Genomic DNA, 18364 nt, shown 5'->3' on the forward strand with positions numbered 1-18364 from the left:
TTTCCTCAGCCAATCTTCGTCACGCCGCCCTTGATCTGGGTCATACCACTCCCCTGAACAGTGACCATGGCGCCTTTAAGTTCTGCCGTCCCCTTCCCTTCAATGTTGATCGTGGTGCCGCTCAGCGTAATGCCGGAAGGAGAAAGGGTGATTTTGCTGCTACCGACTTTTAATTCGATAGACTGGGTGGATTCAATGACGCAAGCCTTGTCCGCTTTGACCGTACTGCCACCGCCACTGATTTTTAGCTGATGGTTACCACTGGTCAGGCTTTCCTGCAGATTGCCTTTAATGTCCAGGGCATAATCACCCTGTTTAAGCGTCAGGCTTTCATTACCTTTGGTTAACTCGGTCGTACGGTTCTCACCAATGGTTTTGGTGACGTTTTTGGTAATACGCGTGGTGACGTCGTTTTTCACCGTCAGCAGCAAATCTTTTTGTGAGGTCATGATCAGACGCTCTTCGCCTTTTTTATCGTCGAAACGCAATTGATGCCCTTCTTCAACATTACCGTTGAGGGAACTGCGTGAAACGAATCCGGCATGATTTTTCTCCTCAGGCAGGCTCAGCGGGGGTTTATTCTGTCCGTTGTATACTGAGCCGGTCACCAGGGGATAATCAGGGTTGCCATGCACAAAGCTGACGGTAACCTCACTGTTGACGCGAGGCAGGAACATGGCACCAAATCGCCCGCCTGCCCACGGCTGTGAAACCCGCACCCAGCAGGAACTGCCATCGTCATGTTTGTTTTCACGATCCCACGGGAACTGAATTTTAATGCGGCCATATTCATCCGTGTGAACCTCTTCTGATTCAGGCCCGACCACGATGGCAGTCAGAATGCCGGCGATTTCAGGTTTTCTGGTGAGGCACGGCGGACGCCAGGAAAGGTTGTCCTTCAGTACCGTGAGCGTGTAGCCAAAATCAGGTTGCCCGTCATCAATGTTGCTCGATGCATGCATATGAACCGATTTGATAAGGTAGTGTCCCTGACAAGAAGGATGTCCGCTCAGAAGGAATTTATCGCCGCAACTTAACCACCACACGCTGGCCTCGGCGTGGAATTGTTGGTTATCTGCCTCGAGTTGCTCCATCTTCAGCCGGGCTTCTGATTGCAGTAATTCGCGTTTTTCATGACCATGTGCATCAACATAGCTGACACCCGGCACGGAATATTCCGCCGCCGTGGCTTTCGATTCACCTTCAACACGGGTCGCCTGCACCATGTTAAAACCATTGAGCATCACGGAAGAGGCCGCCAGTGAAGAACATGCCACCCAGTTCAGGATACCCACGCCATTGCCTCGCCCTTGCAGTGGCATAAAGGGCAATTCTGCCGTTTTGCCCGACTGATGGCTGGACGGATGATCCGCCAGTACCAGGGTGTGCTGCCCTGCATCATGCTGGAAGAAGTAATAGATGCCTTCCTGTTCGAGAAGACGGCTGATGAAGTCGAAATCGGATTCTCGATATTGGATGCAGTATTCGCGCGGCTGGTAAGTCTCCCGCAGGCGTAAATCAATGTGGCTGATGTTGTGCTGGCGCAGCAGTTTGCAGACTAAATCCGGTACGGTAATATTCTGGAAAACTGCCAGATTACGCCCGAGACGCAGTAACGCCATACGCGGTTCCAGCGTACCGATGAAGGTGCTGATGCCATCAACATTATTGTCTTCTTTAATCTGTGTCAGCACACCGTGCACGTAGCGCTTTTGGTTACCACGGCCAATCTCACAGGCCATTTCATGCCCCAAAAAACGTCCCATCTGCGGGGTGATTAACGACGTGCGAAACTGAATCTGATAACTGAAGGTCTCGGAGAACTGTTCATCACCTTCGATATGCATCAGAGCCAGTGAACTGGCGGTATCGCCAATGAAACGGATAAACCGGTTGTCTTGCCCTAGTGTTTTCGACATTTTTATTTTCCTTCCCGGAAGACGGGTAAACGAATTTTATGCTGGTCTGTGTCCCCGGAAGGCCCGAGACAAATATCCAGCCCGAGTTGCCCGTTTCCCAGCAGGGTAGCGACGTTCGTTGTATTTTCGATCAGCAGCTCAATATCAAAATCCAGACCTTGGCCCACGTATTCACGCAAATGTGACCACAGATTTTGATAGTGCTTTCCCTTAGGCAAAAAAAGGCCGGCGTTCTTCATCGGCACCGGTCCGAGCGTCACCGTAAAATGTGATTGCCGGTCCCAATACACGCTGCCGATCATAGGGGCAACGGCCAGCGTTTGTGACGGTTCTCCCAGCCGGCAACACAGGCTGGGATCCATAACCTGCCATCCGCCGGTGAAAGGCGTGACTTTCGCCGCCACGGAAAAACGGTGTTTTAACCAGGTTTCAACGTTGAGCATTGAGCGCACTGAATGTGCAAATAAATCAGCAAACTGCTCCTGTTGCAGGGAAGGTGTGCTGTTTGCCACGCCCGATAATGCACGGATGGCCTGACTCAGTGGCCGTGTTGCACTGAATTCCGCCATGGCGTAATAATGATATTTCTGCCAGGCGAGGTAGCGCAGGCTGTGCAGCCGGTGGTTAAAAATGTCCAGAAAAGCTTTGGCCGTTTTGTCCCCATGGCGGTAATAGCGGTCAATCATCCACTCGGTGTAAACCGTCGGTAACGCGCCCAGTGCCCCCGTCAGCCCGTGAGCCGCCACTTCCACTTGCCAGCGCTGCTGCTCAAGCGGGGTGACTGACGTAATATCGCCTTTCGGCGCATCCAGCGAGAGCGGGGAAATGAAATAAATCTGCTCTTCCAGAACCCGTTTGCTGTCTTCTCCCTGTGCTCTGGTCAGCTTGCGTAACAACAGACGCACCTGTTGGAAAAAGTTATGTGGACTGAGGATATTGCTTAGATCCATGACAGCCTTCCTGCACGCACAGGCCATGTCCGTGCAATGTCCCCCGGTGAGTCAATGCAGGTGACTACCCGGGTGAAACTGTTGACCGGTGCATACAACGCCAGAAAACAATCGATAAAGCGACACAGGAGAAAATACTCAACTTCTTCGGCCGCTTCGCTGGCAAAGGTAATACGGATCTCTATTCCCCGTGCCATGGAACGGGGATCCGAAGGCGCCAGCCGGGTAATGACCGGGGTAGTCTCAACATGCAGGATCAGGTTGATCAGGCGGGTAATGCCCGGATTATCGACAAAGTTGTACAGCGCCAGTGATTCCCTGAGTACACGGGCACCTTCGGGTCCACTGATCAGCATATGGTTGAGTGAAAGCTGAGAAATCAAACGCCAGCGCGTAGCTTGTTTCGCCGGCGGCCTGACCGGCAGCGTCGGGCGTGTCAGCGCAATAATTTTCATGCCTGCAATCGGCAGTTCTGATTCGAAATCCCCCTCAGGATCGCCGTTGCGCATGGCACCGGGAATATCGCGATTGGTGCAGGTCAGGTTCATGCTGACAATGTCGCAGCCGGGCGCTAACGGACGTTCTCCCCGGTCAGAAAAAGCGATAAATAGCGAGGTCGTGACGCCATCATTGTGCATGGTTTCACGTCGCATACATTGCCAGAACAAGCCGGTTTCACCGTCACTGGCTGAATGGTCTAAACCAAACAATGGATAGATGGGCCGGGACTGTGTTTCATTACCCTGCTTGCGCATTGCCGACACGCTGTCTACAGACCAGACTTCCATCGCATCCTGATGACGAATATCAGGGATAACCGGATATTCTGCCGTTTCGTGATCGGGCGAAATCGGCTCGGCCCGGTGAGCGAAAAGATTGACAACAGGCGTACAGTTGAGCAGAAACAGGCTTTCATTCACCGCACCGGCTATTTTTTCCAGCTGGCGCGCTATCATGCAGCGGTTAAATTTCACCACCAGTGAAAGCTCGCTCTGACTGCCCGCCACCATGCCAGCGGGCAACGGCATATCAATAAAATGAAATTTTTGCGGGAAGAAAAAATAGTCCTGTAACAGGCTGTGAGTGGGTGAAACCCGTGAATCGCCTGCAAGCAGACCTTCATTTTCACCGAAACCCACGGCACGAATAGCGTGCGGTGACAGCGTATAACTCTCCCCCTGCTGGAAAAGTGTCAGTGACTCAACTTCACTGCACAACAAGGTATAAAGGATATTTACGATTCGGCTGGCACCACTGAGATGTAACCTCAGAGAATCTGCCGACACTGTGGCACCCGGCCAGACTGACAACTGAATTTTCAGACCCCAGCTCATGTCATCGGCATCCAGATGCAGACTGACTTTATGCAGGCTGACAGGCTGAAGGGTAACCGGATACGTGGTGCGGAAATGGCAAACTTGCCCGTTCACCGGACGGGAATATAATGTCGTTCCGGCATCGATGCGGTTACTGGCTGTCAGCGCGCTGATTTTACTGTCCGGCTGCATCTGTACAACGCAAACCGAGGGAAAAGGACGCAGAAATTGCGGAGCCAATACCGTCAGTAACGCATCAGTTACTTCCGGCATATCCTCATCGAGACGTTGCTGAATCTGTGCGGTGACCAGCGCAAAGGACTCAATAATTCGTTCAATATGCGGATCTTCTGATGTGCCTTCTGACATTCCTAAGCGCCTGGCGACTTTTGGAAAATGACGGGCGAACGCCTTTCCCTGCGTTTTGAGGTAAGCGAGTTCATTCTGATAATAAGAAATTAATTTTTTCGCCAACATTATGAATACTCGTTAATCACGCAGAGAGAATTGACTGATGACATCGTCCCACACCAGACGATAGCGAACCTCACCATTGAATGTTTCAGCATCAATAATGAATGAACAAAGACTTCCCTTTTCTTCCCCGGGTGTCACGCAGACATTTTTCAATCTTGGTTCAAAGCGCCGTAATGCCATTTCGATACGTGATTGCATAATGGCATTACGCTCAAGACGGGGCGTATCACTGGAAAAAGCGTCATTGACTCCATAATTAAGGATCGATTCATTAATCAGTGGAGTATTATCAATGTGATAACATCGGGGGCGCGAAGATAAAAGCAACAATATCTCATCAATGAGTACGCTGTTTTTGTCTTCTACCTCAGTCAGGTCATTATGATCTTTTGGGTTATTGTCAGATAATAGCTGTAATAAGCTTTTCATCAATAAGCCTTAATCCAGTGCACGCCTGCGGTGTGCACTGTTGTTTTAAAAATTACAGTTTGGTATTTTCAATCACGCTCCAACCCATAGGACCTTGTTTGCTGGTTTTGCCATCTGGCTCAACCATATTGGTTTCAAATGACATCGCACCATACACAAAGCTCAGATTTTCACACGGTATATCCCCGGCTGAATAAGCATTGAAATTGTAGCTACTCAGTACACAGTTTTTATAGATCAGTTTGGCAGCTTCAACCGGCTTAGAACCCTGCATGGATACCTTAACCAGGGTAATTTCACTAATATTGCTGCCTTCCGCCACCATAACGGTTAACTGAGTAGACGTCGAATCCATTACTTTTGAAAATAAGATTGAATCAAAACGCGCACCAGCGCCGTTTACCTGCTCGCTGGCATTATCAATGTTAGGCGTGCTGGAAACACCGAAAGTCATATTTTCAATGGAGATCCAACCTTCATAACCTTTATTACTTACTGTGCCTTTGATACCTTCAATTTTCATAAAAAGCGATTCAGTAGCCATTATATATCCTTATTTTTACGATTAAGTATTTATGCACCCGTTGATGCAGGAAGTTCCGCTACCAGACGCAGCGACATGCTGAGCCCTTCAAGCTGGAAATGCGGTTTTAAATACGCCACGGCGCGATAACTGCCCGGAGAACCTGGTACATCAACAACTTCGACCACAGCCTCACGTAACGGATGGCTTGCTTTAATCGTTGGTCCCACATTATCTGAACCCACAACATATTGGTTGATCCAGTTTTGCAGGAAATTCTGGCATTCAGATTTGGACATAAAGCTGCCCACTTTATCGCGCACGATGGATTTTAAATAATGAGCAAAGCGCGACGTTGTCATAATATATTGCAACTGACTTGACAATTTGGCGTTGGCATTCGCCAGTTCAGAATCATATTTACGCGGTTTATTAGCGGATTGCACAGCGAAGAACGCCGCATAATCTGTACCTTTGCAATAAATGAGGGGAATAAAACCCAGCTCAGCTAATTCTTTTTCGCGGCGGTCAGAAATCGCCACTTCTGTCGGGCATTGCATGATTTTTTCGCCGGTCTGCGAAATATAGTTATAAGCTGGCAGTGATTTCACCAAACCGCCGCCTTCAACACCGCGGATTGCAGCACACCAGCCGTATTCTTCAAATGCCTCGACCATACGGCCGGCCAAATCATAAGCCGCGTTTACCCACAAATAGCTGGCGCCATCATTATTTTCGTCAATTTTTTCTTCAAAATTAAACGCATCTATGGATACAGTTTTTGCCCCATAAGGCAGACGACCAATGACGCGTGGCAGCGTTAAGCCAACATAACGTGAATCGTCACTCTGGCGGAAGGATTTCCAGCGGGCATAGTCAGAGGTTTCGAACAATTTACTCAGGTCACGCGGACGCGGCATTTCCGAGAAGGAACCCATAGCAAACATGCCAGGATTCGCGGCACTGAGGAATGGTGCGTGAGCAGCAGCAGCCACATGCGAAATCTGCTCCAACAGCTGGACATCTTCCGGCATGCAGTCGAATTCAAAATCGCCCACAAACGCTGAATAAGGATCACCGCCAAAGGTACCGTATTCGCTTTCATAAATACTTTTGAATAATGAGGACTGATCGAAGTCGGAAGCAGATTTAAAATCACGCAGTAACTCTTTCTTCGTGCAGTTAAAGAACCGCACTTTGGTATTTTCCGTGACACTGCTTTGCACAAGTTTATGCAGCCCACGCCAGGAAGATTCCATACGTTGGAATTCAGGAGCCTGAATAATTTTACTGACCTGGGAAGACAGCAATTCATCGATGGCGGCAATACGGGCTTCGATGCTACCGACCAAATCATTGGAAACAATGACCGCCCCTGATGCCACCTCTGTAAGAAGATTATCCAGCTGACTTTTTACTTTATTCCGATCGGATTCCCGGCGGATAGCCTGAGTATTATCGATAATCTGATCAAGATAATCACCGGACTGCTCAGCCTGAGCTGTGGCATTCATGACCTGGATATCACTCATTCTGCATCTCCTTTAACAGGTTCTGCGTCTTTCGCCATCCCCTCTAATAACTCCACCAACTGTTCTTTCAGGCGATCATTGCTGGCAGTTCTGTTGCGCAAATCACTCAGTTGCTCACGCAATTCAAGAAGTTTGCGCAACGGTTCAACCTGCATCACCACGTTTTCAGGAGAGAAGTCATCCATAGAGTTGAATTCCAGCGCAATAGCCATCTGGCCTTCTTTTTCGGGTAAAGTACTTTCAACCAGCATTTCCACCGCCGGTTTCATTCCTTCCATAACATTATTAAAGTTGTCTTTATCAATGTGCGTGAAACGGCGGTCGCGCAGAGGCATGTCATCATTAGCAAAATTCCCGATAACCCCCATGACCAGAGGTAATTCTTTTTTCGCTTCAGCACCGCCAACTTCCACGTCGTACGTAATTTGAACGCGAGGGGGACGCGCCTTGCTCAGTTTATATTGTGTATTGCTCACGGATAAATCACCATAATGTTGAAAGAGAGAGTTAATATGGGCGTGATAATAAACAGTAATTATTGGATTTCACATGGCCGATTGCTTACTAATACATTCACTTTTGCTAAAGCTTTTTATTTTCACTTTAAAAAACAAACAAATACAGCATAGCATTCATTATTTTCATAAGGGTAATAAAAGAGTTTCACGGTATTTTATTTTGGTAAATATAAAAATGAATACACGTTTTTTTTTATAAAAACACAAAAAATCGTCAAATATTAAATGATAATCATTGTTACATTTCATTTTTTTACATTGCCTGTTAAAAATACATTCTTAAACAAAGCGTATGTAGGATGAACTGTAGAGATAATTGATTTCAATCCATACGAGGGATCCGAAACCTCACAGCCAGTGCCTTTACAGACCTGGGCTTATCCCTCTGCACAGAGGCAGATATGGATAAATTTCTGTATTGATCAGCCAGATAGTGTTTTGTAGCTGGCAGGTATAAGCAGCATATGCTCAGCGCCAGTGCCGTTTATCCCCCCCGCACTTGGGGAGCGCTGAATGATTTTATGAACACCCGGTGTTACGGCTGATGACAGTGAACCTGAACTCTTTCAGTCATTTTCCAGTGCTGAGTAGCCGCCGGTGAAGTTCAGCGTGGTGACTTTTATTTCTTTCATATCATGAGTCAGTCAGATTCTTTGTATAAACCCCACTCATTCTGTATTGTTATGATTATTGATGTTTTTGCTACTTCGCGTTGCCATTTTCATCAGTTTGCGGTTATTTCAATCAAATATAGCCTATGCTAACTTTCTTAACCAAGACTATAACACATTGAAAATAAAGGTTTTTCTATTTTTAGTTTTGTGGCAAACTGCGCATCTCAACGAATAACCCGCCTTTTTTGTTCCCGAAGGCCTGACTGGTCCGTTTTATGCAACTTTATACCATTCTCATTCTGGCGTTCGGTATGTCCATGGATGCCTTCGCTGCGGCAATTGGCAAAGGTGCCTCTCTGCACCGGCCACCGCTGAAAGAGGCATTACGCACCGGGCTTATTTTTGGCGTGATTGAAGCCATCACCCCGGTGATCGGATGGGGAATCGGTCTGGCGGCCAGTCAGTTTATTATGAGTTGGGATCACTGGGTCGCATTCACCCTGTTGCTGATCCTCGGTATCCGCATGATTGTGGAAGCCTTCGGGAAAGATAAAGCGGTAGAAGATACACTGGCACCGCGCCGTCATGGTTTCTGGCTGCTGGTCACGACAGCCGTCGCAACCAGTCTGGATGCCATGGCCGTCGGAGTCGGTCTGGCTTTCCTTCAGGTGAATATTCTGGTGATGGCACTGACTATCGGTGCCGCCACCACTATTATGGCAACATCCGGTATGCTGCTTGGCCGGTTCCTCGGTGCCGCAATGGGTAAATGGGCCGAAATTCTGGGTGGCGTGGTGCTGATCGGTATCGGTACATCCATTCTTGTGGAGCATCTTGGCCTGCTGGGCTGAGATTTTCAGACATAAAAAAGAGGATTTTGTATCCTCTTGATCATTGGATGTTTTCTTTCTTTTCCCTGCCCCTGTTAAACAGAAAAATCCCGGTTCAGATTATCTTCACGCACAAAATCGATAAACGCCTGTAACGGCGCAGGGATAAGGCGCCTGTCATTGTAGTAAAGATACGGCCCGGAAAACGACAGCCACCACGGTTGCAAGATAGCCTCCAGTTTGCCGCTGGCAATGGCAGGCCGCAGCCATTCTTCAAACAGGTAGATAATGCCAGTACCCGCCACCGCCGTTTCCAGCGCCAGATCCATCGCGCCGCCGACACTGACCACCAGCGGGCCGTTCACCTGCACGCTGAGGCTTTCCCCCTCATGTTCGAATTCCCAGTCCGGCATGATCCCGCTGGCATAGCGACCACGCAGGCACCGGTGCTGTATTAGCTCCTGCGGATGCGATGGCCTGCCATGCGTATTGAGATAATCCGGGGAGGCCGCCGCAGCGTAACGCTGACGGCGCGGCCCGATAGGGATAGCCACCATGTCCAGTTCAAGGCGTTCGTCATAACGGATCCCCGCATCACAACCGTCACGAAATACATCCTGTACATTACTTTCGGCAATGATTTCCAACTGAATATCCGGATAACGCCGCAGAAACTCCGGTACCAGCGCAGGCAAAACCAGCCGGGTTGCACTAACCGGCACATTCAGACGCAGCGTGCCACCGGGCGTATTGCGATAACGGTTGAGAGCGTCAAGTGCCGCATCCACCTCTTTCATGGCCGGAATTAGCCGCTCGAGCAATGCTCTGCCCGCTTCAGTCAGCACCACTGCACGCGTGGTACGGTGAAACAGACGGATGCCGAGCTGCTGTTCAGCACGGCGCACCGCATCGCTCAACCGGGATGGATTGCTGCCCGTGACGCGTGCCGCCTCACGAAATCCCCCCGCTTTCGCCACTTCTACTACTGCATGCAACAGCGCGATATCCATCGGCATTGTGCGTCACTCCGTACAGTTTGTCCTGATTTCACCGGATAGTTGCACAAGCTGAGTGCGGCTACAATCGATGAACACCCACACAGGAGAATTCCATGACACAACCCTCAATGACTTACCGCCTCGGCGACAGAGAAGTGGCGCGCTTAGGTTACGGTGCAATGCAACTGGCTGGCCCCGGCGTTTTTGGCCCGGTCAGCAATGAAGCACGGGGCATACAGGTGCTGCGTGATGCCGTGGCTTCGGGTGTTAATCACATCGATACCAGCGATTTTTATGGCCCGCATGAAACCAATAAGCTGATCAAAAAAGCCCTCCATCCTTATCCCGATAATCTGCGCATCGTGACCAAAGTGGGTGCGCGACGCGATGAAAAAGGCGGCTGGTTACCGGCTTTCAGCCCGCAGGAACTGACGCTGGCGGTGGAAGATAACCTGCGCAATCTCGGGCTGGAGGTGATGGATGTGGTGAATCTGCGCAGCATGCTCGATGTCCATCAGCCGAAAGAAGGATCGCTGGAACCGCAGCTGGAAACGCTGATCAGGCTCCGGGAACGCGGTCTGATCCGCCATATCGGCCTGAGCAATGTGACGGCAAAACAGGTCGCCGATGCACAGAAAATGACGACCATCGCCTGTGTTCAGAATATGTATAATCTGGCGAACCGTCACGACGATGCGCTGATCGACAGCCTGGCGGAACAGGAGATTGCTTATGTACCGTTCTTCCCGCTGGGCGGTTTTTCGCCTTTGCAGTCAGCGCGGCTTGATGAAGTCGCGGCACAATTGCAGGCAACACCGATGCAGGTGGCGCTGGCCTGGCTGCTGAAACGCTCGCCGAACATTTTGCTGATCCCCGGCACCTCATCACCGCAACATTTGCAGGAAAATCTGGCCAGTGCGAAGGTAACTTTGTCAGATGAGGTAATGGAAACCCTGAACGGAATGGCGGGTTAGACGTCACGCGTCCCCTGCGCATCATGCAGGGGACGTTTTTCGGGATGGCTGAATCTGCGCTGTCATATTAACGGTCAGATCACGTCAACGGTATCCGGCTGTTCACTGCAATTCGCGGGCCTGTGCACAGATAAGTTTCCTCAGCCATTTCTGCGCATTACTGTCATCCGAACGCCGGTGCCATAACAGATAAAACGGGATTTCCGGCAGCGCTACCGGCGGCGGCGTCATCACGATATTTTGATGTTTCCCGCTGACTATCACACTGCGTTTCAATACGGTTGCAACATATCCCGTCTGCTGCACAACACCGGCAACACCCGCCATGGTCGGCAGCGTCAGGCGGAGTTCCCGTGTCAGCCCCATTTTTCTGAGCTGTTCATCGACCAGACCATAATGATTTCCTTCCGGCGAGACCAGAATATGGCTCATTGCCAGATAAGCTTCTAACGTCATGCCGTCGCGAGCCGCATCATTGTCGCGGCGGATCAGTGTGACAAATTCATCACTGAACAGAGGCAGTGACAAGATGCGGTTTTCCGGCCGGGTCGGGGGAATACCGATCACCAGATCCACCTCACCGGCATCCAGCATCGACACGGACGCATCGCGGTCGGTAAATGTCCGCACATGCAGCGCCACACCGGGCGCCTGTTCGCTGATCGCCCGCATAATGCCGGGCAGCAGCACCATCAGCGGGTATTCAGACGTACCCAGCGTAAAGGACATTTTTCTGTTCTCCGGCGCAAAATTGTCGTCCGGAGCCAGCAGATTACTCAGTTCGTTAAGCGCTTTTGACACGTGTAAACTGATCTCTTTTGCCCTGGCGGTAGGCAACAAACCGGAAGCACTGCGAATAAACAGCGGATCTGCAAAATGCGTTCGCAGGCGCGACAATGCCGCGCTCATCGCCGGCTGACTGACCGCCGCTTTGCTGGCGGCACGGGTCACATTCCGCTCTTCCATCAGCGCATCAAACGCGACCAACAGATTCAGGTCGAGGCCCTTAAAATCCATAAAACGTATATTCCTCTATATGCTTTTCTTATTTCAATTATGACTGATACAAATGGGATACTCGCTGCGTGCACCACATTAACCCTATAAAAATGCATTCAGCCAGAGGAATTTAGCGATGTCAGACAATAACGAGATGGCAAATCGACTTATAGCGGAACGTAAGGCAGTTGAAAAAATCTATCAGGCTTTCAGCCTGCATAATCCGGACTTAATGGATGAGGCAGTTACCCCGGACTGGAAAGATATTCCCCTCGCCCCCGGACAGGCTTCCGGCCCTGAAGGGCTGAAACCCATCATCAGGGGATTTATTGAAGCTTTTCCGGACGTGAAGATCACCCTTCACGATCTCCTTCAGACGCCGGGGAAGATTGCCGTGCGTGCAGAAATTACCGGCACACATAACGGCAACTTTATGGGCATCGAGCCTACAGGCAAATTTGTCAGCATCCGGTTGCATGAATTCCATGAGCTAAATGGCGAACGCATCACCACCACCTGGCATCTGGAAGACTGGTTTGGCGCGTTCATGCAACTCGGCCAGTTCCCGCCGCAGGGTTAAAAACGGACAATTCGCCGCACGGGCTGACCGGTCCCCTCTCTTTCATTTCGGATTATCCGGCGGCGTGGCCGGTGCGGCGAACCAGTTGTCCTGAGTCACCATGACGGCTGTTTCCGGCTGATTGACAAAATTCGGCGACATAATCTGCACATTAAATTCGTTGAAGACGTCCTGAATATGGCTGTGTAATTCGCTTCTTACTGTGGCAAGGGATTCGCCCGGACGGAGATGCACCTGCAGTTCATAGGCGATATACCAGTCCATCAGACTGAGCTGGCGTACCAGCGGTTTATGCTGAAGATCAATACCCTGCGTACGGCTGGCGGCCAGCTCCAGCATGGCGTGCACCTGCCGCCAGGGCGTGTCATAACCGATGGTGACACTGGTTGTCAGGTTGACACCGCCCCCCGGATTTTGTGCGCTGAGATTGGTGATTTTGCCACTGACCACCACAGCATTCGGCACGGTGACAACGTAACTTTCACGGGTGATAATTTTGGTCGCCAGCATGCCGATTTCACTCACCAGTCCTTCGTTATCGCCGATGCGGATCACATCGCCTTTACGCAGCGCCCGGGAATAAATCAGCACCAGTCCGCTCATCGCATGGTTCATCACGCCGGCAGATCCCAACGTCAGCATCAGGCCAAAGAATACGCTGACACCTTTGAAGGCCAGTGAGTTTGCGCCCGGCAAAAACGGATAGGCCGCAGACAGCGCAAACAGCCAGACCATGACAGAAATCAGTTTTCGAGTCGCGCCCACCGTTTCAGGGTGCAGGCCGGGCACCTGCGTTTTTCGGGTCTCAACCCGTTTTAACAGTATTTTTAGCAGCTTGAGAATAAACGCCGTAATGAGGAAAATGATTGCCACGATCATCAAGCCCGGGAACGCCGACACAATCGCCAGAGCGATTTTTTGCACCACATCGACTGACCAGTCACCCAGCGATTCCCCCCAGATACGCGTCCACGGATATAAACGGAACAACCAGCTCAGCCAGAGATAAAACGCCACGATGCTCAGAAAAATTATCAAAATGGCGTATAAATGCACTTCAACCGCACCCAGCAAACTGCGCCACCGGTACGGGATCCACCCTTTCTTCAGCAAAATCCTTGCCGTGAAATACGCTTTCACTTTAGCCCAGGATGTAAACGCCGCGTAGTACAGCAGAATAAGCACAGCGGTACCCGCAACCACTTTGAGTGTCGCGATCGCCAGATACGAGGAAGAATACTGCTCTGCCAGCGAGGTGCGTTGTGTGTTGAAGCGCGCCAGCACACGCTGCGCGGCCTGATCGAGCGTCAGGTCATCGCCTTCATCCAGATCACTTTCCGACAGCAACATCAGTGGCTTACCATTGATTACAAACAACCGCCCCTGCTGACCATAACGTTGCACAGACAGGATCTGCACCGGATGGCGGATGTCCTCGCCGTTCAGCGAACGCAGCGTATTACGGATACGCAACACACGCTCTTCCGGCGTGGACAAGCCGAACGTTGCCTGCAACATCACAACCGGCTGATGAAAAATAAACACAGTGCGGGCTTTTTCCTGATCAGACGGCATCTGCCGGGGTTCAGCTGCCTGCAGATGAAAGGAGCCAAAAAATGCCAGCCACGCCAGCAAAACGCACAGTCTGCCCTTTCTCAGCCAGGCCAGTAACTCCATCACCCTCAACCTGCTGTCACCCATCTACAGACTCCCAACACAAACACGGTAGGATCAAGACGCTGACTTAAAAATTTCAAGATAAGTCATCGTGAAATAAGTCTTTTAATTAAAATCAATCTTGGATAAATGCTAGTTACTCAGGGAAATTTTTACTAGCGATCAGGCATCTTTTTTTATTAACTGCGCCTGACCTACCAATGTCAGGTGTGACAGATGATATGGTTAAACGCAGGCGGCGGGCCTGCGGCAGTCACTGTATCTGCACCAGCAACCGCCCGCAGGTAAAACGTGGCTATTTAAAATGCGAAGCAATAATATTTATTTTAAACGAGGCATGGCGGTAATCATTTAATAACGAGCAGATCCTGATATCGCGTGGTATATCTCGGCGAGAGCATTTCACGCTTCATCTGCCATTGCTGCCGTATGCCCTGCCCGGCAAAATAAAGCGTTCCACGCCCCTTCCTGGCATTCAGATAATCCAATACGCCCATCAGTTTCTGGCTATTATGTCGCGGTGCGTTTTCATCGAAAAGATTCAGCTGAGCCACACCCTGACTGTAAAAATCGCCCAACATAATTCCGGCTTTCTGATAGCGATGTCCCTCTTTCCAGATAGCATCCAGACAGCGCGTCGCCGCAACCATAATATCCCGGCTATCCTGTGTCGGCGTCAGCAAATTAACGAATGAGCTGGATCCATAATAAGGCTCATTTAATCCGAAGGGAGACGTTTTAATAAACGCGGAGATAAACCGGCAATACTGATGTTCATTGCGGAGCTTTTCCGCTGCCCGGATAGCATAACTACAGATAGCCTGACGCATCTGCTCATATTCCGTGATCCGATCACCGAATGAGCGGGAGCAAACAATTTCCTGCTTTACCGGCGCAAACTCTTCCATCTCAAGACACGGTTCACCCCGTAACTCACGCACCGTTCTTTCCAGCACAACGTTGAAATGTTTTCTGACAAACCGGATATCAGTGTCTGCCAGCTGCAGCACCGTCCCGATCCCCATAGACTTCAGTTTCTTCGTGATCCGCCGGCCGACTCCCCAGACTTCATCCACGGGTAACGCCGCCATAAGCTTTCTTTGCCGTTCGACATTTGACAAGTCAACAACGCCACCCGTCTGCCGTTGCCATTTTTTTGCTGCATGATTAGCCAGTTTGGCTAACGTCTTGGTTTGTGCGATACCGACCCCAACCGTCAGATGCGCACGTTGCAGAACAGTGGCTCTGATTTCACGCCCAAACTCCGTCAGATCGCGACAATTGCGCACGCCCGTCAGGTCACAAAAAACCTCATCAATTGAGTATACTTCGCAGCGTGGCACCATCTCCTCAATTGTGGTCATTACCCGGTTGGACATATCCGCGTAGAGTTCATAATTACTACTAAAACAAACTACGCCATGACGCCTGAACACTTCTTTTTGTTTAAAATACGGTTCTCCCATTTTTACAAATGGATATGCTTCAGCAGAACGGGCAATAACACAGCCGTCATTATTGGATAAAACGACCACCGGCCGCCCCTTCAGGTCGGGGCGAAATACCGTTTCACAGGAAGCATAAAAAGAGTTCACATCACACAGTGCAAACATAGTCAGCTCGCAGATTTCACGATATAGGTCACTACGCCGAAAACTTCCAGGCTTTCTTCGCTGCCAATGATGATTGGCGCATAAACACTATTTTCAGGCCGGAGCATGACAACCGGATGCAGTTGCAGGCGCTTAACCGTGAATTCACCGTCAACCGCAGCAATGACAATATTGCCATGTTCAGCTTTACGGGAACTGTCCACGACCAGTAAATCGCCCTCGCCAATCCCGGCGTCAATCATTGAGTCACCGGTCACTTTCACGAAATAAGTGGCACTCGGATGCTGAATCATCAGTTCATTGAGATCAATACGCCGCTCAACATAATCCTGCGCCGGGCTCGGGAACCCGCAGGGGACAAGGTCGCTGAACAAGGGGAATGCCAGGATCTGCCGTGGCTCGTTAAGCGTGAGGAACTGCATTGTAATCACCATCAAGGAAAACTGTATGTATATACAGTATTATTTATCCCTGATGGAAAGCAAGAGGCTTTAAAGGCGGCGGTGCTTCTGCTGCGTACCGCGCTGAGTAAAAGCCTTTAAATTAAGGGTTTGCCAGACTGTAAATTTTTAGGGTCTGAGGGAACGGAGGTCGGTGAAAACAGTCCGGGCATAACCCGGACTGTACTCAGGACTGGCCGGGGAATATCAGCTGATATCTGCGCCGTTGGTCTCAATCACTTTCTGATACCAGTGGAACGATTTCTTCCTGTAACGGTTCCCCGTCCCGGAAATTTTATCGTCGAGGTCGACATAAATCAGACCGTAGCGTTTGCTCATCTCGCCGGTAGACATACTCACCAGATCGATGCACCCCCACGGGGTATATCCCATCAGTTCCACGCCGTCTTCAATCGCTTCAGCCATCGCTTCAATGTGCCGGCGCAGATAATTGATACGGTAATCATCGGCAATAAAGTGGTTTTCATCCGGTTTATCGACGGCGCCCAGCCCGTTCTCCACAATAAACAGCGGTTTTTCATAACGATCGTACAGCTGATTAAGGGCAATGCGCAGACCAACCGGGTCGATTTCCCAACCCCAGTCACTGGCTTCGAGGAACGGATTGCGCGCGCCGCCGAGCAGATTACCCTGTGCCGAAACCGCGTCCGGACTGGTTTTGTTGATGGTCGAAGACATGTAGTAGCTAAAACCAATGTAATCCACCGTATGCTCTTTAATCAGCGCTAAGTCACCCGGCTGAATATCCAGTTCGACGCCCTGCGACTGCCACAACCGTTTGGCATAGTAAGGATATTTACCACCGGCCTGCACGTCGGCGCAGTAGAAATTAAACGCCTGAGTCTCTTTCAGGGTTTCCAGCTGATTGACCGGATTACAGTCATAAGCGTAATGGGTGGCAAACAGGATCATGCAACCCATCTGGATTTGCGGGTGGGTTTCGTGGGCTATTTTTACCGCCAGGCTGCTGGCCACAAACTGGTTATGCCACGCCTGGAATTTCGCCTGAGCCTCAAGCGCACCGGTTTTCACCGTCAGCCCCTGGCTCATGATCGGGAAATGCGCCGCGCTGTTAATCTCATTGAAAGTCATCCAGTATTTCACTTTATGACCAAAGCGGGTAAGCACCGTGCGGGCAAAACGCTCAAAGTGACCAATCAGTTCACGGTTTTTCCAGCCACCAAATGCTGTAGCCAGATGGAGCGGCATCTCATAATGGGAAATCGTGATCACCGGTTCGATGCCGTGTGCGATACAGGCATCAATCACCTGCTCATAATGCTGCAGCCCCGCGTCGTTGGGTTCCTGCTCAATACCGTTCGGATAGATGCGGGTCCAGGCGATAGAAAAACGGTAACACCTGAATCCCATCTCTGCGAACAGCGCGATATCTTCCCGGAAGCGATGATAGTGATCGATACCTTTATGATTGGGATACGTATATTTTGCAGGATCAAGGGTAAAGTCAAACTCCGGGGAGGAAACGATGTTTAAACGGTCTTTACCACCCGGGATCGCATCGACAATCGACAGCCCTTTGCCATCCTGATCGTAAGCGCCTTCAACCTGGTTTGCCGCCGTTGCCCCACCCCACATAAAGTCTTGCGGAAACTTACCTTTCATAAAAAACTCCCTGAACGTGTCTGGTGATCCCTCGGATCATTTAGCAAGGGAGTAATTTACCTGCCAAAAGACGGCTCTGCCAGAAAAGTTACGCCGATGTCCGGACTTTCACGCGTAACCGACCCAGTGATCTAAATCACAGATTTTGCTGCATTAATCACTCCCGGAACCGCTTATCCCGCGTAATAACCGCTTATCTGCCTCTGTGACCGCTGACCAAGTTTCCCCCCTCCGCGCCCGCGAATTTGGCACCCTATGCAGGCACATAAAACAGGCCCCTGCCTCTCTGAAAGAGATCCTTAATAAAGAAAACAGAGAAGGGTATTTCGTG

16 protein-coding genes are annotated in these 18364 nt (G+C 50.4%); 3 read left to right on the forward strand and 13 right to left on the reverse strand.

Features of this window, described 5'->3' with window-relative positions; genetic code table 11:
- Positions 1-5: 5 nt before the first annotated feature.
- The 7 genes from ACOZIO_RS13545 to tssB are packed head-to-tail and all read right to left on the reverse strand — an operon-like array spanning position 6 to position 7622.
- Positions 6-1919, reverse strand: coding sequence for a type VI secretion system Vgr family protein (locus ACOZIO_RS13545; protein ID WP_129990976.1), 1914 nt, complete (start codon positions 1917-1919; stop codon positions 6-8).
- Between the two features lie 2 nt (positions 1920-1921).
- Complete coding sequence (gene tssG, locus ACOZIO_RS13550) at positions 1922-2869, reverse strand: type VI secretion system baseplate subunit TssG (RefSeq protein WP_129953640.1); 948 nt, start codon at positions 2867-2869, stop codon at positions 1922-1924.
- The gene (gene tssF / locus ACOZIO_RS13555; protein ID WP_129990975.1) at positions 2860-4662 is read right to left on the reverse strand and encodes a type VI secretion system baseplate subunit TssF; all 1803 of its coding nucleotides are present in this window, start codon (positions 4660-4662) and stop codon (positions 2860-2862) included. Before tssF ends, tssG begins: the two co-directional genes overlap by 10 nt.
- Before the next feature lie 12 nt (positions 4663-4674).
- Positions 4675-5091 (reverse strand): GPW/gp25 family protein, encoded by a 417-nt coding sequence (locus ACOZIO_RS13560; protein ID WP_129990974.1) that lies wholly within the window; start codon positions 5089-5091, stop codon positions 4675-4677.
- A 52-nt stretch (positions 5092-5143) separates the two neighbouring features.
- The gene (locus ACOZIO_RS13565; protein ID WP_129990973.1) at positions 5144-5635 is read right to left on the reverse strand and encodes an Hcp family type VI secretion system effector; all 492 of its coding nucleotides are present in this window, start codon (positions 5633-5635) and stop codon (positions 5144-5146) included.
- A 29-nt stretch (positions 5636-5664) separates the two neighbouring features.
- Positions 5665-7146, reverse strand: coding sequence for a type VI secretion system contractile sheath large subunit (gene tssC, locus ACOZIO_RS13570; RefSeq protein ID WP_421595390.1), 1482 nt, complete (start codon positions 7144-7146; stop codon positions 5665-5667).
- Complete coding sequence (gene tssB, locus ACOZIO_RS13575; protein ID WP_129953645.1) at positions 7143-7622, reverse strand: type VI secretion system contractile sheath small subunit; 480 nt, start codon at positions 7620-7622, stop codon at positions 7143-7145. The genes tssC and tssB overlap by 4 nt, the downstream gene beginning before the upstream one ends.
- Positions 7623-8553: 931 nt before the next feature.
- Here tssB and mntP point away from each other — a divergent pair.
- Positions 8554-9129, forward strand: a complete 576-nt coding sequence (mntP, locus tag ACOZIO_RS13580; RefSeq protein ID WP_421595391.1) for a manganese efflux pump MntP — start codon at positions 8554-8556, stop codon at positions 9127-9129.
- Positions 9130-9203: 74 nt separating this feature from the next.
- On the opposite strand, the gene ACOZIO_RS13585 is transcribed toward mntP, so the two are convergent.
- Positions 9204-10124 (reverse strand): LysR family transcriptional regulator, encoded by a 921-nt coding sequence (locus ACOZIO_RS13585; protein WP_129953647.1) that lies wholly within the window; start codon positions 10122-10124, stop codon positions 9204-9206.
- A 95-nt stretch (positions 10125-10219) separates the two neighbouring features.
- On the opposite strand from ACOZIO_RS13585, the gene ACOZIO_RS13590 reads away from it, so the two are divergent.
- Positions 10220-11080, forward strand: coding sequence for an aldo/keto reductase family oxidoreductase (locus tag ACOZIO_RS13590; RefSeq protein WP_129990972.1), 861 nt, complete (start codon positions 10220-10222; stop codon positions 11078-11080).
- Positions 11081-11182: 102 nt separating this feature from the next.
- Here ACOZIO_RS13590 and ACOZIO_RS13595 read toward each other — a convergent pair whose 3' ends face one another.
- Complete coding sequence (locus tag ACOZIO_RS13595) at positions 11183-12097, reverse strand: LysR family transcriptional regulator (protein ID WP_217219062.1); 915 nt, start codon at positions 12095-12097, stop codon at positions 11183-11185.
- A 118-nt stretch (positions 12098-12215) separates the two neighbouring features.
- On the opposite strand from ACOZIO_RS13595, the gene ACOZIO_RS13600 reads away from it, so the two are divergent.
- Entirely contained in the window at positions 12216-12659 is a 444-nt protein-coding gene (locus tag ACOZIO_RS13600; RefSeq protein ID WP_129953650.1) for an ester cyclase, read from the forward strand.
- Positions 12660-12701: 42 nt separating this feature from the next.
- Here ACOZIO_RS13600 and ACOZIO_RS13605 read toward each other — a convergent pair whose 3' ends face one another.
- The 4 genes from ACOZIO_RS13605 to ACOZIO_RS13620 form a co-directional block, all read right to left on the reverse strand.
- Complete coding sequence (locus ACOZIO_RS13605) at positions 12702-14336, reverse strand: mechanosensitive ion channel family protein (protein ID WP_421595421.1); 1635 nt, start codon at positions 14334-14336, stop codon at positions 12702-12704.
- 347 nt (positions 14337-14683) lie between these two features.
- Entirely contained in the window at positions 14684-15949 is a 1266-nt protein-coding gene (locus tag ACOZIO_RS13610) for a Y-family DNA polymerase (RefSeq protein WP_129953652.1), read from the reverse strand.
- A gap of 2 nt (positions 15950-15951) precedes the next feature.
- Positions 15952-16371, reverse strand: coding sequence for a translesion error-prone DNA polymerase V autoproteolytic subunit (locus ACOZIO_RS13615; protein ID WP_129953653.1), 420 nt, complete (start codon positions 16369-16371; stop codon positions 15952-15954).
- 225 nt (positions 16372-16596) lie between these two features.
- The gene (locus ACOZIO_RS13620; RefSeq protein WP_129990970.1) at positions 16597-18033 is read right to left on the reverse strand and encodes a glycoside hydrolase family 1 protein; all 1437 of its coding nucleotides are present in this window, start codon (positions 18031-18033) and stop codon (positions 16597-16599) included.
- Between the last annotated feature and the right edge of the window lie 331 nt (positions 18034-18364).

It is taken from the genome of Rahnella sp. PD4 (genome assembly GCF_049199325.1).
In the GTDB taxonomy this organism is placed as follows: domain Bacteria; phylum Pseudomonadota; class Gammaproteobacteria; order Enterobacterales; family Enterobacteriaceae; genus Rahnella; species Rahnella perminowiae.